Here is a 23,684-nt window from a genome sequence, read left to right as displayed (position 1 = left end):
CCCCGGTTCCACAGAGCCCCTCCGCAGCACGAAAGGCGGCACACCATGGCTGCTCCCGCTCTCATCGCCCTGGCGCACGGGTCGCGAGACCCGCGCTCGGCGGCCACCATCACCGCGCTCGTCGACGAGGTGCGCACGCAGCGCCCCGACCTGCGCGTGGCCGAGGCGTTCCTCGAGCTCGCCTCTCCGGCGTTCCACGACGTCGTCGACACCCTGGTCCGGGAGGGCCACGACGAGATCGTCGTCGTCCCGCTCCTGCTCACCGAGGCCTACCACGCCAAGGTCGACGTCCCGTCGGTCGTCGCCGAGGCGAGCGAGCGTCACCCGTCGGTCAAGATCCGCGCCACAGCGGTGCTCGGCCACGAGGCCCGGTTCCTCGAGATCATCGACCAGCGACTGCGGGCGGCACTGACGAAGGCGCGCGTGCGTGAGCTCGACGCTCTCGTGCTGGCCGCCGCCGGGTCGAGCGACCCGCTCGCGAACGCCTCGGTCGCCCGGCTCGCTCGGCTCTGGGGCGCCCACCACAAGCTCCCGGTCGTGGCGGCGTACGCTTCGGCCACTCCCCCGGCCACCGGCGAGGCGGTGCGGGCGTTCCGCGCCGAGGGCCGTCGCCACATCGCGGTCGCGTCGCTGTTCCTGGCGCCGGGGTGGCTGCCGGACCGCGCCGCCGAGCTCGCCCTCGAGGCGGGGGCGATCGCCGTTGCGGAGCCTCTCGGTGCTCACCCTGAGCTGGCCCGGACGATCCTCGCGCGCTACGCCGTCGGCGCCGTCGAGCTCGTCCCCGTCTAGACGACCTGTGAGTGGAGCAGACGCTCGAGCTCAGCCTGGGGGTCGCTGGTCACGCCGCCATGGACGGGGCCGGGCTGGAGGACGGTGCTCCGGGGCGCCTTGAGGAAGCCGAAGCGTGAGCTCTGGGTGTCTCCCAGCACGCGCACGCCGTACGCCGTCGCTCGGATCGCCTCGCCGTAGTCTCCGTGCGCCTCGCCGGCACACACGAGCTCGACGGCCTCGAGGGCGGCTCTCACCGCGGCGACGTCGAGATCGGGCGAGAGCGCGCGCAGACGCTGCTCGTCGAGTCGCCACGCGCAGCTGAGGAACTCGCGCTCAGGGCAGTAGAGCACCACGCCGACGTTGACGAACTCCTCGCGCTGTACTCGGGGGACGCAGCGCAGCACCGTGTACTGGTAGGGCGAACGGGTCTGGCTCATGCCGGCAACCACCCGCGGCCCTGGTCCAGCCGTGCCCGCAGGAACGTCACGTAGCGCTCTCGCACGGCTGCGGGCTCGTCGGCACCCGGGACGGGCTCGAGCCAGCCTTCAGGCACGTCGGCGAGGGCCTGGACGAGCTCGTCGTGTCCCAGCATTGACGCGAGCTGCTTGTCCTGCTCACGTGCCTGCTCGGTGTAGGCACGGAGCACGTGCTCGGAGGTGTCGTAGGGCTGCGCCGCGAACCGGTCCGGGCTGCCGGCGCCACCTGGCCAGGAGTGGTGGAAGTAGAGCGAGGCGCCGTGGTCGATCGCCTGCATCGTCCCGCCCCACACCAACAGGTTCGGGTTGCGCCAGCTGCGGTCCACGTTGGCGGTCAGGGCGTCGAGCCAGAGCACGCGCCCGGCCAGCTCAGGGTCCGGGTCGTAGGCGGCGTCGTATCCGAACGCCCCCGGAAGGAAGTCGATGCCGAGGTTCGACCCGCTGCTGGCGCTGAGCAGGTCCTGGACCTCCTCGTCGGCCTCGTAGCGAGCGATCTCGGGATCAAGGTCGAGCTCGACCTGCACCGGGGTCGGGATGTCGAGGGCGCGAGCCAGGCCGGCCACGATCACCTCGGCCACCAGCACGCGCAGGCCCTGCCCCGCGCCGCGGAACTTGCAGACGTAGGTGCCGAGGTCGTCGCCCTCGACGATCCCGGGAAGGCTTCCGCCTTCGCGAAGCGGAGTGACATACCGAGTGACGCGGACCTGCTGCAGCGTCACTCGCCCTTCCTTCCGATCGTGTCGGCCGCCAACCGCCTGCGCTCCGCCTCCACATCGAAGTCTGCGGGCGGCCAGTCCAGGTCCAGCCCGTCGAGCGCCTCCTCGAGCAGGAGGGCGATCGCGAGATTGCGATACCACTTCTTGTCGCTCGGCACGACGTGCCACGGCGCCCACTCGGTGCTTGTCCGCTCGAGGGCGATCTCGTAGGCCTTGTTGTACTCCCACCAGAGCTGGCGCTCGTCGACATCGCCTGGGTTGTACTTCCAGTGCTTCGTCGGATCGTCGAGCCGGGCGAGGAGTCGCTCCTTCTGCTCCTCGGGCGAGATGTGCAGCATGCACTTCACGATCACCGTGCCCTCGTCGACCAAGCGACGCTCGAAGTCGTTGATCGCCCCGTAGCGCCTCTCGATCTCCTCCGGCGGTGCGAACGACCGCACGCGTGCGATCAGCACGTCCTCGTAGTGCGACCGGTCGAAGACGCCGAGGTAGCCCCGTTGAGGCACCGCCCGCTCGATGCGCCAGAGGAAGTCGTGGGCACGCTCCTCCTCCGTCGGGGCCTTGAACGAGGTGATCTTCAGCCCCACAGGGTCCACGAGGCCGACGGTGTGCTTGAGGACGCCGCCCTTGCCGGAGGTGTCCATCCCCTGCAGCACGAGCAGCACCCGCGGTGCGTCCGCGAGCTCGCGCTGCGCGTAGAGCTTGGTCTGCAGGTCGAGGAGTGTCGGGCCGAGGTCGGCCAGTGCCTCCTCGCCGTCCGCCTTCTTGCCGTCGAAGCCGGGCGTCGCTTCGGGTGAGAACGTCGAGAGGTCGACCCGCCCGGCGGGGACGCGGAGGTCGCGCAGAAGGCTCACGCGTCGGATTCTGGCATGCCGTCTATCTCACTCCGGACCACGGCCATCGCGAGCCCCGCCGGGTAGCCCTTGCGTCCGAGCATCCCGACGAGGCGTCTGGCCTTCGTGACGTCGTCGAGCCGGCTCATCGTGCGCAGCTTGCGCTTGACCAGGGCTCGGGCGGCGGCCTCCTCGGAGGCGGGGTCGAGCTCGTCGAGAGCCTGGCGGGCCGCCTCGTCGGGGACGCCCTTGCGGCGCAGCTCCTGCGCGAGGGCGCGCCGGGCGAGCCCCTTCGAGGACTGTCGACTCGTCGTCCACTGCCGCGCGAACGCCTCGTCGTCGATCAGGCCGACCTCTTCGAAGCGGTCGAGAAGGCGGGTGGCGACGTCCTCCGGCACGTGGCGCTTCGCCAACCTCTCGGCCAGCTCCCGACGGCTGCGTGCCTGGCCGGTGAGCTGGTCGAGGAGGATCGTGCGCGCGACCGACTCGGCGTCGGCCGGTGGCCCGAGGGCCTCCTCGTCCTCAGGCGGGGGCACGGAGGCCGAGCGCCCCGCCCACGCCTCGACGCCGAGGCTGACGTCCCCGACCCAGTCGGGGACGTCAGCGCTCGACCAGGGATCAGAAGTCATCGACACCGAGGGGAGCGGCCGGGAGGTCAGCGCCCTCGGGGGTGTCGACCGTCGGGCCGACGCCCAGCTTCTCCAGGATCTTCTTCTCGAGCTCGTTGGCGAGATCGGGGTTGTCCTTGAGGAAGTTGCGGGCGTTCTCCTTGCCCTGGCCGAGCTGGTCGCCGTCGTAGGTGAACCAGGCGCCGGCCTTGCGGATGAGACCGGCCTCGACGCCCACGTCGATCAGGCCGCCCTCACGGCTGATGCCCTTGCCATACATGATGTCGAACTCCGCCTGCTTGAACGGCGGGGCGACCTTGTTCTTCACGACCTTCACCCGGGTGCGGTTGCCGACCATGTCGGTGCCGTCCTTGAGCGTCTCGATCCGGCGCACGTCGAGACGCACCGAGGCGTAGAACTTCAGCGCCCGACCACCGGTTGTGGTCTCCGGCGAGCCGAACATGACGCCGATCTTCTCGCGGAGCTGGTTGATGAAGATCGCCGTGGTGCCCGCGCCGTTGAGGGCACCGGTCATCTTTCGCAGCGCCTGGCTCATCAAGCGCGCCTGGAGGCCGACGTGGCTGTCGCCCATCTCGCCCTCGATCTCGGCGCGCGGGACGAGCGCCGCGACCGAGTCGATGACGATGAGGTCGAGCGCGCCGGAGCGGATCAGCATGTCCGCGATCTCGAGCGCCTGCTCCCCCGAGTCGGGCTGGCTGACGAGCAGCGCGTCGGTGTCGACGCCCAGAGCCTTCGCATAGTCCGGGTCGAGCGCGTGCTCGGCGTCGATGAAGGCCACCACACCGCCGCCGCGCTGGGCGCTGGCCACGGCGTGCAGCGCAACGGTGGTCTTGCCGGAGGACTCAGGGCCGTAGATCTCCACGACGCGGCCGCGCGGGAGCCCGCCGATGCCGAGCGCGACATCCAGGGCGATCGCACCGGTGGGGATCACCTCCAAGGGGGCGCGGGAGTCGTCTCCCAGTCGCATCACCGACCCCTTGCCGAACTGCTTCTCGATGTTGGCGAGTGCGGCGTCCAGAGCCTTCTCGCGGTCTCCACCAGCCATGGAGGTCGTCCTTCCTTCGTGCGTCTTCGCGGTCGCTTTTCCTCGTGTTCTCGTCATCGAGGAGGACGCTAGACGAGACCACCGACAACGCTCGAACCGCACTGCCAGCGGCTGTGGATCACGTCGACCAGCGCACCACCTGTGCCGCCAATCTAGCCCGAACAGATGTTCGATCCGACTATTCTCCCGGCGTGTCGCCGTTCAGCGCTCGCTGGCGGGCAGACCCAGGGTGTGGTGCACCGCCCGCCAGACCTCCTTCGGGGTGAAGCCTGCGTCGAGGGCTTGGCGAGCCGTCCGCCCGCCTAGGTCGCTCATGACGAACTGGTCGGCCCAGACCTCGTAGTAGCCCGGGCCGAGCGCCCGCTCCATCCGCGCCCAGAACTCCGTGTGCCTCACTGCTCTCCTCGATCCGGTGGAACGTCGTGCGTCATGTCAGCAGCAGCCTCTCCAACCGGCGTCGGACCAGGAGCAGACCACCGACGCCCAGCGCGAGGAGGTAGAACACCGAGACCAGGGAACCCCAGGTCAGCGAGCCCGTGCTGAGCTCCCGGCAGAGCACCACCCCACGGTAGAGGGGGGTGCACTCCACCACCCAGCGCAGCCAGTCGGGGTAGGCGGTGACCGGGAAGAACGTCGCTGAGAACAGGAACATGGGCAGCATGCCCAGCGTGACGTATTCGAAGTCCTGCCATGACCGCATGAAGGTGGTGAGCGCCATGCCCACGGCACCGAAGGCGAGCCCGATGAGCAGGGCCGCAGGCACGACCAGGACCGCCCACCAGGAGCCGACCAGTCCCATGGCCAGCATGACCACGACGAAGGCGGCCGAGTAGGCCCCACCGCGCAGCAGTGACCACGCCAGCTCGCCGCGCGCGACGTCGAGGGTGGTCAGCGGCGTGGCCAGCATCTGGTCGAAGAGCTTGCTGTACTTCAGCTTGAAGAAGAAGTTGAAGGTGGCATCCAGCAGCGCCCCGTTCATGGCGGAGGCGGCCAGCATCCCAGGCGCGACGAACTCGCGGTAGCCGATCGGCTGACCGTTGAACGTGAAGCCGTGCACGAGGGTGCCGACGCCGATGCCGATCGAGAGCAGGTAGAAGACCGGCTCGAGGAAGCCCGTGGCGAACACCGCCCACGCCCGGCGGTAGGCCAACAGGTTGCGGTGGAGCAGCAGCGAGACCGCCTCCCCCGCGCGCACGGGCCGCGCGACCGCCGCGTTCAAGGCGGCGTTGACGAGGGCCATCAGGTCACCAGCCGTCGGGTCAGCCGGCGCACGGTCCAGCGCCAGCCCACGACCGCGAGGACGCTCAGGTAGACGACGTGGAACGCCGCCCAGCCCCAGTCCACCTCACCCAGCACGAGCATCCGGGTCAGATGGACGCCCTGCCACAAGGGCGTCACCTTCGCCAGCCCCTCGAGCACGGGCCCGAGGTTGTCGATGGGGAAGAACGTGCCGGAGAAGAGCGTCAGCGGGATCATGCCGAGCCGGAAGACCAGCGAGAAGGCCGACTCGTCCGTCAGCCCCGCGGCGAACCCGAACATGGGCGCGGCGAAGGCCAGGCCCACCAGGAGCTGGACGGGAAGCGCCACGATCGTGCCCCACACGGAGTAGAAGACGCCGAAGGGCGCGAGCACGAGGAGGAACACACCGCACGAGAACAGCACGCGCACGAGGATGAAGCCGAGCTGAGCCAGGACGATCTCGCCGACCGTGAGCGGCGAGGCGATCATCGAGTAGTAGATGCGCTGCCACTTCACCATGCCCATGACGGGGTAGGTCGTCTCGCTGAACGCGATCGTCATCGCCTGGACGGCGACCATCCCAGGAGCGACGAACGCCAGGTAGGAGGACGCCCCGTCCAGGCCGGCCGGACCGACCGTCACGAAGCCGCCCAGCAGCACCCCGATCGCCACGACGTAGAAGAACGGCGTCACGAACGACGTGATGACACCGCCCTTCCACGTCCGCTTGTAGACCGTGACCCAGTAGTCGACGAGACGCAGCGCGCCGCTCAGCGGGGACGTGAGGGTGCTCATCACTCGACGAGGCTCCTGCCGGTGAGCCGGAGGAAGACGTCCTCGAGGGTGGCTCGCCGCACGAGGCTCGTCTCCGGACGCAGACCACGCGAGAGCACCTGGCCGAGTGCATGCTCACCGTCGTCGGTGTAGAGCAGCAGGCGGTCCGGCAGCACCTCGATGCGCTCAGCCAGGTCCTCGACCTTCGCCGCCACGGCCTCGTGCTCGCCGACGCCGAACCGCACCTCCGCGACCTCACGGGTCGAGTAGCGCTCGATGAGGTCGCGAGGCGATCCCTCCGCCACGATGAGCCCCTTGTCCATCACCACCAGCCTGTCGGCCAGCTGCTCGGCCTCGTCCATGTAGTGGGTCGTGAGCACGAGCGTGACGCCCTGCTGCTTGAGGCGGAAGAGCCGGTCCCAGATGACGTGGCGCGCCTGCGGGTCCAGCCCGGTCGTCGGCTCATCGAGGATGAGGATCTCGGGCCGGTTGATCAGGCTCCGCGCGATCGTCAGGCGCCGCTTCATGCCGCCCGACAGGTCCTCGACCTTCGCCCGGGCCCGGTCGGTCAGCTGGACGAAGTCCAGCAGCTCCTCGATGCGCCCCTTGACCTCTCCTCGGGGCAGCCCGAAGTAGCGTCCGTAGACGTAGAGGTTCTCCCAGACGTTCAGCTCGGTGTCGAGGGTGTCCTCCTGGGGGCAGACTCCGATCCGTGCCCTGATCTCGGCGCCGTGCGTCGCCGGGTCCAGCCCGAAGATGCGCAGCTCTCCCCCGCTCACCGGAGAGACGCAGCAGATCATCCGCATGGTGCTCGACTTGCCGGCGCCGTTGGGACCGAGGAACCCGAACGCGACACCGCGGCGCACGTCGACGTCGATGCCGCGCACGGCCTCGAGCTCGGAGCCCGGCTTGCCGAAGGACTTGCGCAGGTCGCGCGCCCAGATCATCGACGCCGCCGGCCCGGCGGCCGGATCCATGGGAGCCGAGGTCATGGGTTCGGGCACGATGCCGACCCTAGGACGACGCGCCGACAAGCGGAAACGCAGGGTGTGCGGCGGGCAGGCAGCGGGCGACCCTGTCGGCGCGCCGGGCTGTCGGTGCCGTGCGTCAAGATGGCGGCATGGCTCTCGACCGCTTCAGCGAACCGACACGCACCTGGTTCTCTGCCGCCTTCGCGGAGCCGACCCCTGCCCAGGAGGGCGCGTGGGAGGCCATCAGCAAGGGCCGTCACGCCCTGGTCGTCGCGCCGACGGGCTCGGGCAAGACGCTGAGCGCCTTCCTGTGGGCGGTCGACCGGCTGTTGACGCAGCCACTGCCGGAGAAGGCCCGGCGCACGCGGGTGCTCTACGTCAGCCCGCTGAAGGCGCTCGCGGTCGACGTGGAGCGCAACCTGCGCACGCCCTTGGTGGGCATCCGGCAGACGGCCGAGCGGCTGGGTGCGACTGCGCACGAGGTCCGCGTCGGCGTGCGGTCGGGAGACACGCCGGCCAACGAGCGGCGGCGTCTCACCACGACGCCTCCCGACGTTCTCATCACCACTCCCGAGTCGCTCTTCCTCATGCTCACCAGCCAGGCACGGGAGTCCCTCCGAGGCGTCGAGACCGTCATCCTCGACGAGGTGCACGCCGTCGCGGGCACCAAGCGTGGGGCTCATCTCGCGGTGACACTCGAGCGCCTCGACGCCCTGCTCGAGACGCCCGCGCAGCGCGTCGGGCTCTCGGCCACCGTGCGCCCGCTCGAGGAGGTCGCCCGCTTCCTGGGCGGCAGCCGGCCCGTCGAGATCGTCGCACCGCCCGCCTCGAAGCAGTGGGACCTGCAGGTCGTGGTGCCGGTCGAGGACATGACCGCCCCGGAGGAGTACGACGAGGAGGCCGGCGACCCCCAGCGCAGCAGCTCGCTGTGGCCGCACGTCGAGGAGCGGGTGGCCGAGCTCATCGGCCAGCACCGGTCGACGATCGTCTTCGCCAACTCGCGCCGGCTCGCCGAGCGCCTCACAGCGCGGCTCAACGAGATCGCATCGGAGGCATCGCGCGACGCGGGACCAGCCGCCCAGCTCATGGGCCAGGCCGGTCAGAGCCAAGGCGCGGAGACCGTCATCGCCAAGGCGCACCACGGATCAGTCTCCAAGGAGCAGCGCGCCCTCATCGAGGACGACCTGAAGGCCGGTCGGCTCCCCGCAGTGGTGGCCACCAGCAGCCTGGAGCTCGGCATCGACATGGGGTCGGTCGACCTGGTCGTGCAGATCGAGTCGCCCCCGAGCGTCGCGAGCGCCCTGCAGCGCGTCGGTCGCGCCGGCCACCAGGTCGGGGAGGTCTCGCGCGGGATCCTCTTCCCGAAGCACCGCGGCGACCTGGCGCAGACCGCGGTGGCGGTCCAGCGGATGCGCACCGGTGCCATCGAGTCGCTGAGCGTCCCCGCGAACCCGCTGGACGTCCTCGCCCAGCAGGTCGTCGCGGCGACGGCCATGGATGCCTGGGACACGGACGAGCTCTTCGACCTCGTGCGCCGCTCCGCGCCGTACTCCTCGCTTCCGCGCAGCGCCTTCGACGCGACCCTCGACCTGCTGGCCGGCCGCTATCCGAGCGACGAGTTCGCCGAGCTGCGCCCGCGCATCGTCTGGGACCGGGTGACGGGCACCCTCACCGGCCGCCCCGGGGCGCAGCGTCTGGCGGTCACCAGCGGCGGCACCATTCCCGATCGGGGCCTCTTCGGCGTCTATCTCGCCACCGGCGAGGGCCCGGGACGTCGGGTGGGCGAGCTGGACGAGGAGATGGTCTACGAGTCCCGGGTCGGGGACGTGTTCGCGCTGGGCGCGACGAGCTGGCGCATCGAGGACATCACTCACGACCGCGTCCTGGTGACGCCTGCTCCGGGCGTGCCCGGCCGGCTGCCCTTCTGGAAGGGCGACACCCTCGGTCGACCCGCGGAGCTCGGGGAGGCGATCGGCGCCTTCACCCGCGAGCTGGCGGCGCTCCCGCCGGCGGCGGCCGAGGCCCGCGCGCGGGAGGGCGGACTCGACGAGTGGGCCGCCGGCAACCTCGTCACCTACCTGAGCGAGCAGAGCGAGGCGACTCGGGTCCTGCCGAGCGACACGACATTGCTGGTCGAGCGTTTCCGTGACGAGCTCGGCGACTGGCGACTCGTCGTCCACTCCCCCTACGGCACTCCGGTGCATGCTCCGTGGGCCCTGGCGATCAATGCGCGGCTCCGCGAGCGCTATGGCGTCGACGGTCAGGCGGTGGCCTCGGACGACGGCATCGTCATCCGCATCCCCGACACCGACGCGGAGCCGCCGGGCACCGACGTCGTGGTCTTCGACCCGGGCGAGATCGAGGACATCGTCACGACGGAGGTCGGCGGCTCGGCTCTCTTTGCCAGCCGCTTCCGTGAGTGCGCCGCCCGCGCCCTCCTGCTGCCCCGTCGCGATCCGGGCCGGCGCAGCCCGCTCTGGCAGCAGCGACAGCGCTCGGCCGCCCTGCTCCAGGTCGCCGCGCAGTTCCCCTCCTTCCCGATCGTCCTCGAGGCGGTGCGGGAGTGCCTCCGCGACGTCTACGACCTGCCGAGTCTCGTGGCGCTGTTGCGTCGCGTCGAGCGTCGCGAGGTGCAGGTGGTCGACGTGGCGACCACCGCCCCCTCCCCCTTCGCGCGGAGCCTGCTCTTCGGCTACGTCGCCCAGTTCATGTACGAGGGGGACTCCCCCATCGCCGAGCGGCGTGCCGCCGCGCTGTCGCTGGACCAGGGTCTGCTCGCCGAGCTGCTCGGCCGGGCCGAGCTGCGCGAGCTTCTCGATCCCGAGGTGCTCGTCGAGCTCGAGGCAGAGCTCCAGCGCCTCGCGCCCGACCGGCGCGCCCGCGACGCCGAAGGAGTGGCCGACCTGCTCCGGCTGGTCGGCCCGCTGAGCACCGACGAGGTGCACCAGCGCTCCGCGGCAGAGGCCGGGACGTGGCTGCAGGACCTCGCCGCTGCCCGCCGGGTGGTGAGCGTTCGGGTCGCGGGCGACCAGAGGTGGGCCGTGGTCGAGGACGTCGGCCGTCTGCGTGACGGCCTGGGCGTGGCCGTGCCGCCCGGAGTGCCGGCCGCCTTCACCGAGCCGGTCGAGGACCCGCTCGGCGACCTCGTCTCGCGCTTTGCCCGCACGCACGGGCCGTTCACGGCCGACGAGGTCGCGGAGCGGCTGGGCGTCGGTGTGGCCGTGGTCAGACACACCCTGCAACGCCTGGCAGCACGCGGCCGGGTGCTCGACGGTGAGTTCCGGCCCGCCGGCGTGGTCGGCGGTCAGGAATGGTGCGACGCCGACGTGCTGCGGACGCTGCGACGCCGCTCCCTCGCGCGGCTGCGTCATGAGATCGAGCCGGTGGAGCCGGCCACGCTCGGCCGGTTCCTTCCCGCGTGGCAGCGGGTTGCCGCGAGCTCGAAGGGGCTCCGGGGCATCGACGGGGTGCTCGCGGTCGTCGACCAGCTCGCCGGGTGCCCCGTGCCGGCGAGCGCGCTCGAGCCCCTCGTGCTGGCTGGCCGCGTGGTCGACTACGAGCCCGCCTATCTCGACGAGCTGATGGCGACCGGAGAGGTGCTCTGGGCGGGGCACGGCACGCTTCCCGGAGCCGACGGCTGGGTGTCGCTCCATGCTGCTGACAGCGCCGACCTCAGCCTTCCTGAGCCCCTGCCACTCGCCGATCTCGACCACCGCGACATCGAGCTGGCAGATGCGGTCGTCGACGCACTGGCGCCCGGGGGCGCGTGGTTCTTCCGACAGCTCTCCGACGCGGTCGGCGCGCAGGACGATGCTCGCCTCAGCGGCGTGCTCTGGCACCTCGTGTGGGCCGGCCGGATCAGCAACGACACCCTCGCCCCGGTGCGCGCGCTCACCGGCTCCGGCACGCCTGCGCATCGCACCCGGCGCCAGCCGCCGCGAGCCAGACTCAGCGGCGGACGAGCTCGACTGCCGGCCCGATCGGGGCCGCCCGAGACGGCCGGACGGTGGGCGCTGCTGCCGCAGATCGACCCCGATCCGACCCGTCGGGCACACGCGGCCGCCGAGCGCCTGCTGGAGCGGCACGGCGTCGTGACCCGCGGCGCCGTCGTCAGCGAGCGGGCTCCCGGCGGGTTCGCGGCGGTCTACAAGGTGCTGAGCGCCTTTGAGGACTCCGGGCGAGCTCGTCGGGGCTACTTCATCGAAGGGCTGGGCGCCGCCCAGTTCGGCACCGCGGGCGCCGTGGACCGACTGCGGACCTACGCCCCGAGGCCCGACGACCCGTCCAAGCCCGCGGCCGTGGCACTCGCTGCGACCGACCCCGCCAACCCCTTCGGCGCCGCACTGCCCTGGCCGCCCTCCGAGGGTCACAAGCCGGGACGCAAGGCGGGCGCGCTCGTCGTCCTCGTCGACGGGCACCTCGTCCTCTACGTCGAGCGCGGTGGACGGACACTGCTGACCTGGTCGGAGGACGCCGAGCAGCTTGATCCGGCGGCCGAGGCGCTGGCAGAGGCGGTACGCCGCGGCGCCTTGGGCCGTCTGACCGTCGAGCGAGCCGATGGCGACCGTCTGCTCGGCTCCGGTAACACGCCACTGCGACGTGCCCTCCAGTCCGCAGGCTTCGTCGCCACCCCCAAGGGGCTCAGGATCAGCGATGCCCGAAGGTGACGCCGTCCTCCGGACCGCCCGACGACTCGACAAGGCGCTCACCGGACGTGTGCTGACGCGAACCGATCTCCGGGTGCCTCGCTTCGCCACCGTGGACCTGGCCGGTCAGACGGTCTCAGGCACCGTGACCCGGGGCAAGCATCTCCTCACCCGCATCGGAGAGGAGTGGACGCTGCACACACATCTGAAGATGGAGGGCTCCTGGGCGACGGTTGCTCCGCGACAGCGGTGGCCGAAGCCGGCCCACACGGCGCGCGTGGTGCTCGAGACGGCTGAGGTGCATGCCGTCGGCTTCCAGCTCGGGATCGTGGAGATGATCGCCCGGACCTCGGAGACGTCGGCGTTCGCCTACCTCGGGCCCGACGTGCTGGGACCGGACTGGGACGAGGAGGAGGCGGTGCGCCGTTTGGGCGGCCATCAGGACCAGCCGATCTTCGACGCCCTGCGCAACCAGACCAGTCTGGCCGGCGTCGGCACGATGTGGGCGGCGGAGATCTGCTTCACGATGGGCGTGCACCCGACCACTGCCGTCCGCGACGTGCCAGACCTGGCGCGCATGGTGCGCGTCGCCCACCTCAAGCTGACCCAGGCCGTGCAGAGCCGGCCGCCGCTCAACGCGGTCTACGGGCGCGGACGAGCGCCCTGCCGCAGGTGCGGCACCCCGGTCGACCGACTGGAGATGGGCGAGGAGGGTCGACTGAGGCCGGCGTACTTCTGTCCGCACTGCCAACCGGCGATCACCTGAAGTTCGGGATCCGACCCCCGAGCGCCTGGCCTTAGCGTGGCGCCCATGCACGGCGGTGTCCTCGCGGTCTTCATCACCGTGGTCGGCGCGCGTGCGCTGGTGCCTCTGACGATCCCGAAGTGGCCGCTGCCAGGCGTGCTGGCCTCGCTCGTCCTCGACGCGGTCGACCACTCGATCTTCCAGGCGTTCGGGTACGACCCACCCGCCTACCAGGGCTACGACAAGGCGATGGACACCTACTACCTTGCGATCGCCTACATGGCGACCTTGAGGAACTGGTCGACGCTGCCCGCCTTCTCGGTGAGCAGGTTCCTCTACTTCTACCGCCTCGTCGGGGTCGTCGCGTTCGAGCTGACCCAGGTCAGGGCACTGCTGCTGGTCTTCGCGAACACCTTCGAGTACTTCTTCATCGCCTACGAGGGCCTTCGGACGCGGTGGGACCCGCGTCGTCTGGGCCTGCGCCGGTGGGTGTGGGTCGCGGGCTTCATCTGGGTGGTCATCAAGCTCCCGCAGGAGTGGTGGGTCCATGTCGCGCAGCTCGACTTCACCGACGAGCTCGCCGCGCACCCGTGGTTCGGCCCGCTCATCCTCGTCGCACTGGGCGTGCTGGCGCTCGTTCTCTGGTTCGTCGTGCGGCCGCGCACGGCGCCTCCCGACTGGCCGCTGAGACTGAGCGCCGACCCGCTCCCCGAGCCGATCGACACCGCGGCGGAGGCAACTGCCTGGACGGCTCGGACCACGCCGCTGCTCTCCTGGGCGACGCTGGAGAGGGTCGTGTTGGTCGGCCTGCTCTCGGTGCTCTTCGCGCAGGTGCTGCCGGGCGTCGACGCGAGCGCCCTCGAGGTGTTCGTCGGGGTGAGCGTCTTCGTCGTCATCAACGTGGCGATGGCGCTGGCCGCCTATCGGCGCTCGCTGTCCCTGGAGTCGCTCGCGGTGACGTTCTTCGTCCGCGCGGCGGTCAACACGGCGCTCGTGGTCGTCGAGGGCCTCGTGCTGGACCAACTCGGCGGGTCACTCACCTTCGGGCACGCACTGTTCTTCGTGCTGCTCATCAGCCTCGTGACGACCATGCACGAGCGCTGGTATCCGGTCTACGACTGGCGGCGCACCCACGAGGGATCGGGGCCGGCACCGCTCCACGAGACGCCGCGTGAGCGAGAGGCGACCTAGGCCCGAGCTAGGCCGCGGACGCCACGACCTGGGAGCCGGTGGCACGCACCGGGATCGGCGTGGGGGCGGTTGCGGCCTCTTCGACGGCGACCGCGTGCGAGACCTGTCGCAGCACCTCGGAGAGGCGCACGTCGAGGGCGCTGCACAACGAGGCGAGCAGCTCGGAGGACGCCTCCTTCTGGCCGCGCTCGATCTCGGAGATGTAGCCGAGGCTGACCCGTGCCTCCGCGGAGACCTCGCGCAGCGTCATGCCGCGCTCCATCCGCTGAGCGCGGAGCACGTCGCCGAGAAGTCGACGGAACAGCACCATGCGGACTGCCTCCTCACATCGGGCCGCCATCCGGCCTTCATCTTGCCTCGCCACCACGGTGACGCTGACCCAACGCTACCTGAGAGCAGTCTGTTCCCGCAGGCGCGCCTCCAGCGCGGCGAGGACCACCTCGCACGTGCTCTCCTGGATCTCGGTGCGGTCCCCCTCGAGCTGGCGCCTCTCGGAGGTGAGAAAGCCGGGGCCGGCCAGCCCGACATACACCGTGCCCGCGGGCTGGTCCTCCTGCGAGTCCGGGCCGGCCACGCCCGTGGTCGCCAGCCCGTACGTCGCGCCGGTGGTGGCGCGGACCCCGCTGGCCATCGCCTCGGCGCACTCCGCGGAGATCACGCCGTGGGTCTTCACGATGGCCTCGTCGACGCCGAGCATCGAGACCTTGAGCTCGGTGGCGTAGGTCACTGCGCCGCCGAGGAACGTCTCCGACACGCCGGGGATGTCGGTGAATCGCACGGCGAGCCGGCCGCCGGTCAGCGACTCGGCAGTGGCGACCGTGCTGCCTTCCGCGCGCAGCAGGATGTGGACGCGGGTGCCGATGTCTGTCACGACGCCGATGGTAAAGCGCCGCTGGTCGGCCTCGCGCCCGCCATCGGCTCGATGAAGGTGCCTAGGCCGAGCGGAGTGCGTGGCGCTGCCTCCAGACGCCCGCGAAGAAGGTGTAGCCCGACCAGAGCGTGAGGGCGACCGCGACCGCCAGGCACGCCTCGAAGCCGTAGAAGAGAACCTCGCCCGGGACGTGAAGCCACTCCGGGAGGTCAGGATCGCGCAGCGGCAGGCACAGGCCGCCCAGCGCGACCGCCTGCACCGCGGTCTTGATCTTGCCGAGCTGGTCGGCGGGGATGACGACCCGCTTGAGAATCGAGAGCCGCAGCAGCGTCACGCTCCACTCGCGCAGGAGGACCACGATCGTCACCCACCACCAGATGTCGCCGACGATCGACAGGCCGATGAACGCCATGCCGGTGATCGCCTTGTCGGCGATCGGGTCGGCGATCTTGCCGAAGTTGGTGATCAGGTTGTGCTTGCGCGCGAGGTCGCCGTCGATCTTGTCCGTGATCATGGCGACGACGAAGATCGCCCACGCGAGCACCCGGAGCGAGGCGTTGTCGCCGCCCTGAGCCAGCAGTGCCCAGCCGAAGAACGGCACCAGGACGATGCGCAGTGTCGTGAGCACATTGGGCACATTGAGGTTGCTGACCTGGCGCTCCGTCATCACACGACCTTCGCGACCAGGTCGACGCCGTCGGTGGCGACGACCACCGCTCGCACGAACTCCCCGACGCTCGCGGAGGAGTCCAGCACCGTCGTGGAGCCGTCGACCTCCGGACCCTGATGCGCGGCGCGGCCGGACGTCCCGTCCGTGACGGACTCGATCAGCACGTCGACGTGCTCCCCGATGCGCTCCTCGGCTCGTTGGGAGTTCAGCTCCTCGACGAGGGCCTGCACGTGCTCGTAGCGGGCCCGAACCTCGTCCTCGTCGAGCTTGAGCTCGTCGGGGAAGCCGGCCGCCTCGGTGCCGTCCTCGTCGGAGTAGCCGAAGACGCCCGTGACGTCGAGGCGTGCCGCGACCAGGAAGTCGCAGAGGATCGCGAGATCCTCCTCGGTCTCCCCGGGGAAGCCGACGATCACGTTGGACCGCACACCGCCCTCCGGCGCGTAGGAGCGGACCTTCTCCAGCAGCCCGAGGAAGCTGTCCGGGTCGCCGAACCGCTTCATCCGCCGCAGGACCACGTTGCTGGCGTGCTGGAACGAGAGGTCGAAGTAGGGCGCGACCCCCGGCGTGGTGGCGATCGCCTCGATCAGACCCGGTCGGGTCTCAGCCGGCTGCAGGTAGGAGACCCGGACCCGCTCGATGCCGTCGACTGCCGCGAGCTCCGGGAGCAGCGTCTCGAGGAGCCGCAGGTCGCCGAGGTCCTTGCCGTACGACGTCGAGTTCTCGCTCACCAGGAACAGCTCGCGCACGCCCTGACCGGCCAGCCACTGCGCCTCGTGGAGGATGTCACTGGGACGGCGGCTGACGAACGAGCCGCGGAAGCTGGGGATCGCGCAGAAAGTGCATCGCCGGTCGCAGCCGCTCGCGAGCTTGAGGGGCGCCCACGGCCCGTCGTCGAGTCGAGCCCGCACCTCGTCGAACCCGGGGGTCGACACCGCGGAGGCGTCACGTTCGACCGGGCTGATCGGCAGCAGAAGGCGCCGGTCCTGCGGCGTGTGCGGGTGGTGGGCCTCGCCGCTGACGATCGCGCGGAGCTTGGCGGCGATGTCCGGGTAGTCGTCGAAGCCCAGGACCGCATCGGCCTCCGGCAGGCTGTCCGCCAGCTCCTTGCCGTAGCGCTCGGCCATGCAGCCCACGGCGACGACTGCCTGCGCTCGGCCCCCCTTGTTGGCCGAGCTCTTGAGGTCGGCTGCCTCCAACAGGGTGTCGACGGAGTCCTTCTTGGCCTGCTCGACGAAGCCGCAGGTGTTCACGACGACGGTGTCGGCCTCGGCGGGGTCGGTGACGAGCCGGAACCCTCCCGCAGAGAGTCGGCCGGCGAGCTCCTCGGAGTCCACCTCGTTGCGGGTGCACCCGAGGGTCACCATGGCCACGGAAAGCTGCGTGTCAGTCGTCATGATCGGGGTTCACCCTAGCCGCGCGGCGAGTACCCCGACGAACCCGGACGGCCGCGCGCGGGACGTCATGCGGACGGTGCAAGCGGTTGCTCCGTCCGCATGACGTCCGCTGGCGCCTAGTTCGACCCGTATGTCTGCTGGGCGGCCCGGCCGGTCTCGCCGACGGCCTCGGGCTTGCCTCCGTCGACGGCGACGGTCGTCGACCCGTCGGAGGCCTGGACGCGCACGGGCGGCGAGGCTCGGAGCGTCTTGGACTGTCCGAACGCCAGCGAGCCGGAGAAGACGACGTCGCCGCCCCCGTCGCGGACGACGACGTCGGCTCCCCCACCGGCCGCGGTGATCGTCACCGGGACCGCCGCTGCAGGCTTGCCGTAGGGGTTCCCCGTGCCCGCCGAGCCGCTGCCGAGGCTCGGAGCGGGCGGCGGGGCGGTGGTCGACCCGTCGAAGACCAGGCGCGCGACCGACCACGCCAGCACGATCGCCATCACCGCGGCGACCAGGACGGACCAGTTCGGGCCGCCCTTCATCCGGCGGATCGGCCCGCCGGCGCCGGTGGCAAGCTCGGCCTCGAAGACGCGGCGCGGGTCGATGGGGGCGTCGGCGTAGGTGGCGTCGTAGGCCGTCAGCAGGGGGGCGACGTCGACACCCAGGACCCGGGCAAGGGTGCGCAGATGGCCCCGGGCATAGAAGTCACCGCCGCACGGGCCGAAGTCGTCGACCTCGATCGCCTCGATCACGTGGGGGCGGATGCGGGTGCGATCGGCGAGCTGGTCGACCGACAGACCGATGCGGGTGCGGGCGGCCGCCAGCTCCGGCCCGATGACCGGGTCGGCCGCCGGAGTCGGGCCGAGGTCGTCGATGACGAGCGGCTCGACCGGCTCGCCGGGACGGGCGATCGGCGTGACCCCGTCGAGGTCGTCGATGACCGGTCGCCGCAGCTCGCCCGCCTCCGGCAGGGAGGTGCGGGTCTCGTCGTCCCGCTCGGAGGGGTCGAGCTTGAGCGCGTTGGCGCCGATCGTGGAGTAGTCATGGGTGACCTCGGCCCGCACGGCCGTCAGCGGCTCACGCAGCGGTGACGGCGTCGGGCTCGCCACGGCCGGCCGCTCGGCCGTGTCGGACAGCGCGTCACGCTCGACGGCACGGGTCGGCTCGGCGGCCTGGTCAGCGGTCTGGTCGGCAGCGGTCTGGTCAGCGGCGTCGTCGGCCACGTCCGGATCGATCTCGACGATCGTGGTCTTCTCGCCGGCTAGGTCCGCCAGGCGTGTCGAGAGCTCTCCGGTGCCGCCTGCGACGACGGTCGCCAGTCCGAGCGGCACAGCGAAGGGGGCGCCGTAGAGCCGCTGGGACAAGACAGCGTGCCGGCGACCCGCGGCGGGCAGCGCGGCCAGCTGGGCCTCGTCGTCCTCCGGCAGGAGGACGAGCCGGCCGTCGCGCCACCAGGAGCGGCGTGGGAGGTGCTCGACCTCGTCGAGGTCGCGCCACGGGATGCCCTGCCACACGCGGCCCAGACGCACCCGCACCCCGTGCTCGTCGGCGACCAGCAGGGGCGTGCGAGCGTCCCACGCGGTCAGCAGCTGGTAGGCCGCGACCGCGAGCAGGACGATCGCGAGCACGATGTCGACCGCGCCGGCATGGCGGACGAGAAAGGCCAGCGCCAGTGCACCGGCCAGTCCGCCGACAACCGCCGCGAGGCGGCCGTTGCGGCTGATCTGGACGTCGCCGCTCCTCGTTGTCCTCTTGTTCTCGGCCTTCACAGCTCCCCCTGCAGCGTTGCGATCACACTGTCGAGCTCATCGGGCTTGACGAGCACGTCTCGCGCCTTCGACCCCTCGCTCGGGCCCACCACTCCCCGGCTCTCCATGATGTCCATCAGGCGGCCCGCCTTGGCGAACCCGACGCGCAGCTTGCGCTGCAGCATCGAGGTCGAGCCGAACTGCGTCGACACGACCAGCTCGATGGCCTGGATGACGAGCTCGAGGTCGTCGCCGATGTCGTCATCCAGCTCGCGCTTCGATGAGGCCGAGGCGGTGACGTCGTCGCGGTACGACGGCTCGAGCTGCGTCTTGCAGGCCTTCACGACCCCGGCGATCTCGGCCTCCGACACCCAGGAGCCCTGGACGCGGATGGGCTTGGAGGCGCCCATGGGCAGGAAGAGGCCGTCACCCTGGCCGACGAGCTTCTCGGCACCCGGCTGGTCGAGGATGACGCGGCTGTCGCCGAGCGACGACGTCGCGAAAGCCAGCCGCGACGGCACGTTGGCCTTGATCAGTCCGGTGACGACGTCGACCGAGGGCCGCTGCGTCGCGAGCACGAGGTGGATGCCGGCCGCGCGGGCGAGCTGGGTGATCCGGACGACCGAGTCCTCGACGTCGCGCGGGGCGACCATCATCAGGTCGGCGAGCTCGTCGACGATGACGAGGAGGTAGGGGTACGGCGCCAGCTCCCGCTCGCTGCCCGGCGGCACCTCGACCTTGCCCGCGCGGACCGCCTTGTTGAAGTCGTCGATGTGGCGGAAGCCGAAGTTGGCCAGGTCGTCGTAGCGCATGTCCATCTCGCGCACGACCCAGGCCAGCGCCTCGGCGGCCTTCTTCGGGTTCGTGATGATCGGCGTGATCAGGTGCGGGACGCCCTCGTAGGCGTTCAGCTCCACCCGCTTGGGGTCGACCATGATCATTCGCACCTCGTCGGGCGTGGCCCGCATGAGGATGGAGGTGATGAGCGAGTTGATGAATGACGACTTGCCGGAGCCCGTGGCACCCGCGACCAGCAGGTGCGGCATCTTGGCCATGTTGGCGACGACGAAGCCGCCCTCCACGTCCTTGCCCAGGCCGGCGACCATCGGGTGGTGGTCGCCGCGGGCGGTGCCGGAGCGCAGCACGTCGCCCAGGGAGACGATCTCCTTGTCGAGGTTCGGGATCTCCACGCCGACGGCGGACTTGCCCGGGATCGGGCTGAGGATCCGGACGTCGGCACTCGCCACGGCGTAGGCGATGTTCCTCTGGATGTTGGTGATCTTCTCGACCTTCACGCCGGGGCCGAGCTCGACCTCGTAGCGCGTGACGGTCGGGCCGCGGGTGTAGCCGGTGACCGCGGCGTCGATGTTGAACTCGTCGAGCACCTGGGTGAGGCGGCCGACGACGTCGTCGCTGGCCTTGGAGCGTGCCTTGTGCGGCGAGCCCTGCTTGAGCAGGTCGTTGCCCGGAAGGGTGTAGGTGACGTCGCCGGACAGCGACAGCTGCTCCACACGCTGCGGCAGCGGGCTGTGCGGCGGCGGCTCCAGCTCAGCCTTCTCCTCGGGTCGATCCTGGCGCGCGCCGGGCCTGGCCCGACGGACGGTCGGCTCGACCGGTGCCTCCGGGGCGTCCGCGACCTCCGACATCACACCGCCCGCTCGCGCTGCGTCCTCGGTCGGGAGCCCGTCGACGGCTCCGTCTCCTGTCGGGGCGAACGGGTCGTCGGCGAAGAGCTGGTCGAGATCGACCTTGCTGCCACGGCGACGACGCTTGCGCATCTCCCTGTCCTCGAGCACGGGGGTGTCGTAGGCCGGGTCGCCCATCTCGGGGTCGATGAACGAGTCGTCCATCTTCTTCTTCGCGGCGTTCCGGCGCCGCGCGATGGGCTGGGTGTCGTGCGGCCCGACGGAGAACTCGTCCTCCTCCTCGTGCTCGCGGCCCAGTGCTCGGTCGCGGAGGGTCGCGAGTTTCTCGGGCACCTGGTAGAGCGGGGTGGACGTCACGACGAGCACGCCGAAGAAGGTCAGGAGGAGCAGCAGCGGGACGACGACGTACGCCGACCGCAGCAGGTCCAGGAGCAGGGCGCTGACGACGTACCCGATCGCGCCGCCGGCCTCCTGAAGCGACGCCGCGTTGCCGCCCTGGGGCTGGGGGTTGCCGTTGGCGATGTGCACGATGCCGAGGACGCCCAGACTGAGCGCCGACCAGCCGATGACCTGGCGACCCGCGGGGCCGGTGCTCTCGGGGTCGCGCATGGTGCGGGCGGCGACGTAGACCAGTGCGAGCGGGACGAGCCAGCCGACCTTCCCGACGCTGCCGGTCACGATCGTGCGGACGAAGCCCAGGACGCCACCCTCGATGCCGAACCAGACCGCTCCGGCGACGACGAGAGCCAGCCCGAGGATGAAGAGCCCGACACCGTCGCGGCGGTGCTCGGGCTCCAGTTCACGGGCACTGTGGCCGACGCTTCGTGCCAGCGTGCCGATGCCGTGGGCGACGGCGAGCCACACGGCGGCCACTCCGCGCAGGAGCGCGACGAACAGGCTGGCGACGGGACCCCGGCCGGTGCGGACGGCTCGTGGCGCGGGGCGACGCATGCTGGCGCCCCTCGCCGCGGGCTTGCGAGCGGTGCGGGACGTGGATCGTGTCGTGGTGGAACCGGTGCTCCGGGCGCGGCTGCTCGGTGCACGACCCTTGGATGAGGACGTGCTCTTGCTCCGCGACCCCGGCGGGGAAGACGTACGGGTCGCCATGAGACCAACCTATTTCAGAACCACACCCGTCACAGGGATCACAACAGTGCGTGTCGCGGTGAGTCGGCGCGCGGCTGGGTACCTCCCAGATCCACACCACCGCGGATCTGGGAGGGCCCGTGACCGAGCAGCGTGGACATGAGCGGAGCGCCGCCGACGTACGACACGACATGGTGCGGCTGTTGATCGAGAAGGTCCGCCGCGACCCCTATCCGTCGGGGACGATGATGGACCTCATCGAGGAGATGCTTGCGCCGGAGGACGTCCCCGTCTACGCCGGCGCACTGATGGAGAAGATCCAACAGGACGAGTTCCCCAGCCTGGATCTGATGACGCGCGTCAGGGACCTCGCCTGACCCACCACTGCGGACGGACTGCGGTTTGGGACCAAGGTCCCAGGGTACCGACCGGCCAGAGCAATGAGGGATTGCTCACACACGCGAGCAGGGTTTGCGCACGGGTCTCGTGCGCGGTCCTGCACAAGGGAGGACACATGCCTTCGACATCGAGGGTGGCGGCCGCCGTCGCCGCCGGCTACATGCTGGGCCGCACCAAGAAGCTGAAGCTGGCCATCACGGTGGGGACCATGCTGGCCGGCAAGCGCCTGGCTAGCAAGGACACCGGAGCGCTGCTCCGCACGCTGAGCGAGAACCCTGAGATCAAGAGGCTCGAGGACCAGTTGCGTGGGCGCCTCATGGACGCTGCGAAGGCCGCAGCCGTCAACGTCGCGACCTCGCGGGTCGAGGCGATCACGGCCTCGCTGCGCGACGGCGGCGCCAAGGACGAGGACTCCGAGGAGGAGGACGAGTACGACGAGGACGAGTACGCCGACGAGGAGACGGACGAGCCCGAGGACTCCGACGAGTCGGACGAGCCCGAGGACTCCGACGAGTCGGACGAGGAGCCGCGGCGGCCGAGGAAGGCCGCAGCGAAGAAGTCGCCCGCCAAGAAGGCACCCGCGAAGCGAGCGCCGGCCAAGAAGGCGCCCGCCAAGAAGACCGCGGCCAAGAAGACCGCTGCGGCGGGGTCCGCCGCGAAGAGGACCTCCTCGAGAGCGACGACGACGAAGGGCGCGGCGAAGAAGACGACCGCGCGCTCGAGGGGCTGATCAGGATGGCGAACAACCAGGCCAGCGACCGCCTCAAGGAGGCGTCCGGCGAGCTGCTGAAGGTCGTCGGCGACCGGGCGATGAACTTCGTGTCCAACTCGGCAGGAGGGCTCACCGACCGCCTCGAGGATGTCGCCGGGGGCGGCCCCGTCTCCGGTCTCGTCGGCGGCGCCCTTCGCTCGAAGGCCGAAGGCAAGTCGGCCGCGGGCGGCGCTTTGAAGGGCGCGATGTCGGGTCTGAAGGACAAGATCACCGGCGGAGGTGGCGGCAAGGGCAAGGGCAAGCCCGAGACGAAGGCGACCACCATCCTCGAGGACATCGACGTCGGCGTGCCCGTCTCGGTGGCGTACAACCAGTGGACCGAGTTCGCCAGCTTCCCGCAGATGATGCGGAAGGTCGAGAAGGCCGAGGCCGAGAGCGAGACGAAGATCAACTGGAAGGCGCAGATCTTCTGGTCGCACCGTTCGTGGGAGGCCTCGATCGTCGACCAGGTGCCGGACGAACGGATCGTCTGGAAGTCGAAGGGCCAGAAGGGACACGTCGACGGGGCCGTGACCTTCCACGAGCTCGCGCCGAACCTGACGCGGGTCTCTCTCACGCTCGAGTACTTCCCGCAGGGACTCTTCGAGCGCACCGGCAACCTCTGGCGGGCTCAGGGGCGACGCGCGCGCTCTGAGCTGAAGCGCTTCCGTCAGCACGTCATGACCCAGACGGTCCTCGACGAGGACAGCCTCGAAGGGTGGCGCGGCGAGATCCACGATGGCGAGGTGACCAAGTCTCACGACGACGTGGTCGAGGAGGAGCAGCGCGAGCAGGACGAGCGCGCCGAGGACCAGCCCGATGAGGGCGCCGAGGACGCGTACGAAGACTCCGACGAGGGCGAGGAGCCCGAGGACGAGTACGACGAGGGCGCCGAGGACGAAGGCGAGCCTGAAGACGAGGACGAGGAGTCCGAGGAAGGCGCCGAGGACGAGGCCGAGCCCGAAGAGGAGCCCGAGGACGAGTACGACGAGTCCGACGAAGGCGCCGAAGACGAGGCCGAGCCCGAAGAGGAGCCCGAGGACGAGTACGACGAGTCTGACGAGGACGCCGAGGACGAAGGCGCGCCCGAAGAGGCCG

Annotated in this window: 22 protein-coding genes; 7 read left to right on the top strand and 15 right to left on the bottom strand. The window is 70.6% G+C overall.

Annotation, left to right across the window (positions count from 1 at the left end; genetic code table 11):
- Window positions 1-45: 45 nt before the first annotated feature.
- Entirely contained in the window at window positions 46-789 is a 744-nt protein-coding gene (locus ACYQ1K_RS17335; protein ID WP_459984373.1) for a sirohydrochlorin chelatase, read from the top strand.
- On the opposite strand, the gene ACYQ1K_RS17330 is transcribed toward ACYQ1K_RS17335, so the two are convergent.
- From ACYQ1K_RS17330 to ACYQ1K_RS17290, 9 genes are all read right to left on the bottom strand, one after another.
- Window positions 786-1,208 (bottom strand): DUF3037 domain-containing protein, encoded by a 423-nt coding sequence (locus ACYQ1K_RS17330; RefSeq protein ID WP_459984372.1) that lies wholly within the window; start codon window positions 1,206-1,208, stop codon window positions 786-788. The two genes, ACYQ1K_RS17335 and ACYQ1K_RS17330, sit on opposite strands and share 4 nt — an antisense overlap.
- Entirely contained in the window at window positions 1,205-1,966 is a 762-nt protein-coding gene (locus tag ACYQ1K_RS17325; RefSeq protein ID WP_459984371.1) for a HipA family kinase, read from the bottom strand. Before ACYQ1K_RS17325 ends, ACYQ1K_RS17330 begins: the two co-directional genes overlap by 4 nt.
- Window positions 1,963-2,817 carry a PPK2 family polyphosphate kinase gene (locus ACYQ1K_RS17320; RefSeq protein WP_459984370.1) on the bottom strand — a complete coding sequence of 285 codons (855 nt, stop codon included), beginning with the start codon at window positions 2,815-2,817 and terminating at the stop codon, window positions 1,963-1,965. Before ACYQ1K_RS17320 ends, ACYQ1K_RS17325 begins: the two co-directional genes overlap by 4 nt.
- Window positions 2,814-3,425, bottom strand: coding sequence for a regulatory protein RecX (locus ACYQ1K_RS17315; protein ID WP_459984369.1), 612 nt, complete (start codon window positions 3,423-3,425; stop codon window positions 2,814-2,816). Before ACYQ1K_RS17315 ends, ACYQ1K_RS17320 begins: the two co-directional genes overlap by 4 nt.
- Entirely contained in the window at window positions 3,415-4,470 is a 1,056-nt protein-coding gene (recA, locus tag ACYQ1K_RS17310) for a recombinase RecA (protein ID WP_459984368.1), read from the bottom strand. Before recA ends, ACYQ1K_RS17315 begins: the two co-directional genes overlap by 11 nt.
- A gap of 201 nt (window positions 4,471-4,671) precedes the next feature.
- Entirely contained in the window at window positions 4,672-4,866 is a 195-nt protein-coding gene (locus tag ACYQ1K_RS17305) for a DUF3046 domain-containing protein (RefSeq protein WP_459984367.1), read from the bottom strand.
- Between the two features lie 31 nt (window positions 4,867-4,897).
- Window positions 4,898-5,710 carry an ABC transporter permease gene (locus ACYQ1K_RS17300; RefSeq protein ID WP_459984366.1) on the bottom strand — a complete coding sequence of 271 codons (813 nt, stop codon included), beginning with the start codon at window positions 5,708-5,710 and terminating at the stop codon, window positions 4,898-4,900.
- Window positions 5,710-6,504, bottom strand: a complete 795-nt coding sequence (locus ACYQ1K_RS17295) for an ABC transporter permease (RefSeq protein ID WP_459984365.1) — start codon at window positions 6,502-6,504, stop codon at window positions 5,710-5,712. Before ACYQ1K_RS17295 ends, ACYQ1K_RS17300 begins: the two co-directional genes overlap by 1 nt.
- The gene (locus ACYQ1K_RS17290) at window positions 6,504-7,487 is read right to left on the bottom strand and encodes an ABC transporter ATP-binding protein (protein WP_459984364.1); all 984 of its coding nucleotides are present in this window, start codon (window positions 7,485-7,487) and stop codon (window positions 6,504-6,506) included. Before ACYQ1K_RS17290 ends, ACYQ1K_RS17295 begins: the two co-directional genes overlap by 1 nt.
- Window positions 7,488-7,603: 116 nt before the next feature.
- On the opposite strand from ACYQ1K_RS17290, the gene ACYQ1K_RS17285 reads away from it, so the two are divergent.
- Genes ACYQ1K_RS17285 through ACYQ1K_RS17275 form a run of 3 tightly spaced genes read left to right on the top strand, consistent with a single transcriptional unit; the run spans window position 7,604 to window position 14,036 of the window.
- Complete coding sequence (locus ACYQ1K_RS17285; protein ID WP_459984363.1) at window positions 7,604-12,121, top strand: ATP-dependent helicase; 4,518 nt, start codon at window positions 7,604-7,606, stop codon at window positions 12,119-12,121.
- The gene (locus tag ACYQ1K_RS17280; protein ID WP_459984362.1) at window positions 12,108-12,866 is read left to right on the top strand and encodes a DNA-formamidopyrimidine glycosylase family protein; all 759 of its coding nucleotides are present in this window, start codon (window positions 12,108-12,110) and stop codon (window positions 12,864-12,866) included. Before ACYQ1K_RS17285 ends, ACYQ1K_RS17280 begins: the two co-directional genes overlap by 14 nt.
- Window positions 12,867-12,911: 45 nt before the next feature.
- Window positions 12,912-14,036, top strand: coding sequence for a hypothetical protein (locus ACYQ1K_RS17275; protein ID WP_459984361.1), 1,125 nt, complete (start codon window positions 12,912-12,914; stop codon window positions 14,034-14,036).
- Window positions 14,037-14,043: 7 nt separating this feature from the next.
- On the opposite strand, the gene ACYQ1K_RS17270 is transcribed toward ACYQ1K_RS17275, so the two are convergent.
- From ACYQ1K_RS17270 to ACYQ1K_RS17245, 6 genes are all read right to left on the bottom strand, one after another.
- Window positions 14,044-14,346: a helix-turn-helix domain-containing protein gene (locus ACYQ1K_RS17270; RefSeq protein ID WP_459984360.1), complete on the bottom strand. Its 303-nt coding sequence runs from the start codon at window positions 14,344-14,346 to the stop codon at window positions 14,044-14,046.
- 75 nt (window positions 14,347-14,421) lie between these two features.
- Complete coding sequence (locus ACYQ1K_RS17265) at window positions 14,422-14,907, bottom strand: CinA family protein (RefSeq protein WP_459984359.1); 486 nt, start codon at window positions 14,905-14,907, stop codon at window positions 14,422-14,424.
- 61 nt (window positions 14,908-14,968) lie between these two features.
- Window positions 14,969-15,574 (bottom strand): CDP-diacylglycerol--glycerol-3-phosphate 3-phosphatidyltransferase, encoded by a 606-nt coding sequence (gene pgsA, locus ACYQ1K_RS17260; protein WP_459984358.1) that lies wholly within the window; start codon window positions 15,572-15,574, stop codon window positions 14,969-14,971.
- Window positions 15,574-16,971 (bottom strand): 30S ribosomal protein S12 methylthiotransferase RimO, encoded by a 1,398-nt coding sequence (gene rimO, locus ACYQ1K_RS17255; RefSeq protein ID WP_459984357.1) that lies wholly within the window; start codon window positions 16,969-16,971, stop codon window positions 15,574-15,576. Before rimO ends, pgsA begins: the two co-directional genes overlap by 1 nt.
- 116 nt (window positions 16,972-17,087) lie before the next feature.
- The gene (locus ACYQ1K_RS17250; RefSeq protein WP_459984356.1) at window positions 17,088-18,725 is read right to left on the bottom strand and encodes a helix-turn-helix domain-containing protein; all 1,638 of its coding nucleotides are present in this window, start codon (window positions 18,723-18,725) and stop codon (window positions 17,088-17,090) included.
- The gene (locus tag ACYQ1K_RS17245; RefSeq protein WP_459984355.1) at window positions 18,722-21,457 is read right to left on the bottom strand and encodes an FtsK/SpoIIIE family DNA translocase; all 2,736 of its coding nucleotides are present in this window, start codon (window positions 21,455-21,457) and stop codon (window positions 18,722-18,724) included. Before ACYQ1K_RS17245 ends, ACYQ1K_RS17250 begins: the two co-directional genes overlap by 4 nt.
- A 119-nt stretch (window positions 21,458-21,576) precedes the next feature.
- On the opposite strand from ACYQ1K_RS17245, the gene ACYQ1K_RS17240 reads away from it, so the two are divergent.
- The 3 genes from ACYQ1K_RS17240 to ACYQ1K_RS17230 form a co-directional block, all read left to right on the top strand.
- Entirely contained in the window at window positions 21,577-21,813 is a 237-nt protein-coding gene (locus ACYQ1K_RS17240; protein WP_459984354.1) for a hypothetical protein, read from the top strand.
- Window positions 21,814-21,950: 137 nt separating this feature from the next.
- Window positions 21,951-22,565, top strand: coding sequence for a hypothetical protein (locus tag ACYQ1K_RS17235; RefSeq protein WP_459984353.1), 615 nt, complete (start codon window positions 21,951-21,953; stop codon window positions 22,563-22,565).
- A 5-nt stretch (window positions 22,566-22,570) separates the two neighbouring features.
- Window positions 22,571-23,684: SRPBCC family protein (locus ACYQ1K_RS17230; protein ID WP_459984352.1), on the top strand; the 1,114-nt coding region annotated here is incomplete at its 3' end.

It is taken from the genome of Nocardioides sp. AN3, from assembly GCF_054653495.1.
This window is presented reverse-complemented; position numbering and strand designations above follow the sequence as displayed.

Coding starts and splice junctions, on each gene's coding strand:
- ACYQ1K_RS17335 (WP_459984373.1), top strand. CDS start 46: ATGGCTGCTCCCGCTCTCATCGCCCTGGCGCACGGGTCGCGAGACCCG.
- ACYQ1K_RS17330 (WP_459984372.1), bottom strand. CDS start 1,208: ATGAGCCAGACCCGTTCGCCCTACCAGTACACGGTGCTGCGCTGCGTC.
- ACYQ1K_RS17315 (WP_459984369.1), bottom strand. CDS start 3,425: ATGACTTCTGATCCCTGGTCGAGCGCTGACGTCCCCGACTGGGTCGGG.
- recA (WP_459984368.1), bottom strand. CDS start 4,470: ATGGCTGGTGGAGACCGCGAGAAGGCTCTGGACGCCGCACTCGCCAAC.
- ACYQ1K_RS17300 (WP_459984366.1), bottom strand. CDS start 5,710: ATGGCCCTCGTCAACGCCGCCTTGAACGCGGCGGTCGCGCGGCCCGTG.
- ACYQ1K_RS17295 (WP_459984365.1), bottom strand. CDS start 6,504: ATGAGCACCCTCACGTCCCCGCTGAGCGGCGCGCTGCGTCTCGTCGAC.
- ACYQ1K_RS17285 (WP_459984363.1), top strand. CDS start 7,604: ATGGCTCTCGACCGCTTCAGCGAACCGACACGCACCTGGTTCTCTGCC.
- ACYQ1K_RS17280 (WP_459984362.1), top strand. CDS start 12,108: ATGCCCGAAGGTGACGCCGTCCTCCGGACCGCCCGACGACTCGACAAG.
- ACYQ1K_RS17275 (WP_459984361.1), top strand. CDS start 12,912: ATGCACGGCGGTGTCCTCGCGGTCTTCATCACCGTGGTCGGCGCGCGT.
- ACYQ1K_RS17270 (WP_459984360.1), bottom strand. CDS start 14,346: ATGGTGCTGTTCCGTCGACTTCTCGGCGACGTGCTCCGCGCTCAGCGG.
- pgsA (WP_459984358.1), bottom strand. CDS start 15,574: ATGACGGAGCGCCAGGTCAGCAACCTCAATGTGCCCAATGTGCTCACG.
- rimO (WP_459984357.1), bottom strand. CDS start 16,971: ATGACGACTGACACGCAGCTTTCCGTGGCCATGGTGACCCTCGGGTGC.
- ACYQ1K_RS17245 (WP_459984355.1), bottom strand. CDS start 21,457: ATGGCGACCCGTACGTCTTCCCCGCCGGGGTCGCGGAGCAAGAGCACG.
- ACYQ1K_RS17235 (WP_459984353.1), top strand. CDS start 21,951: ATGCCTTCGACATCGAGGGTGGCGGCCGCCGTCGCCGCCGGCTACATG.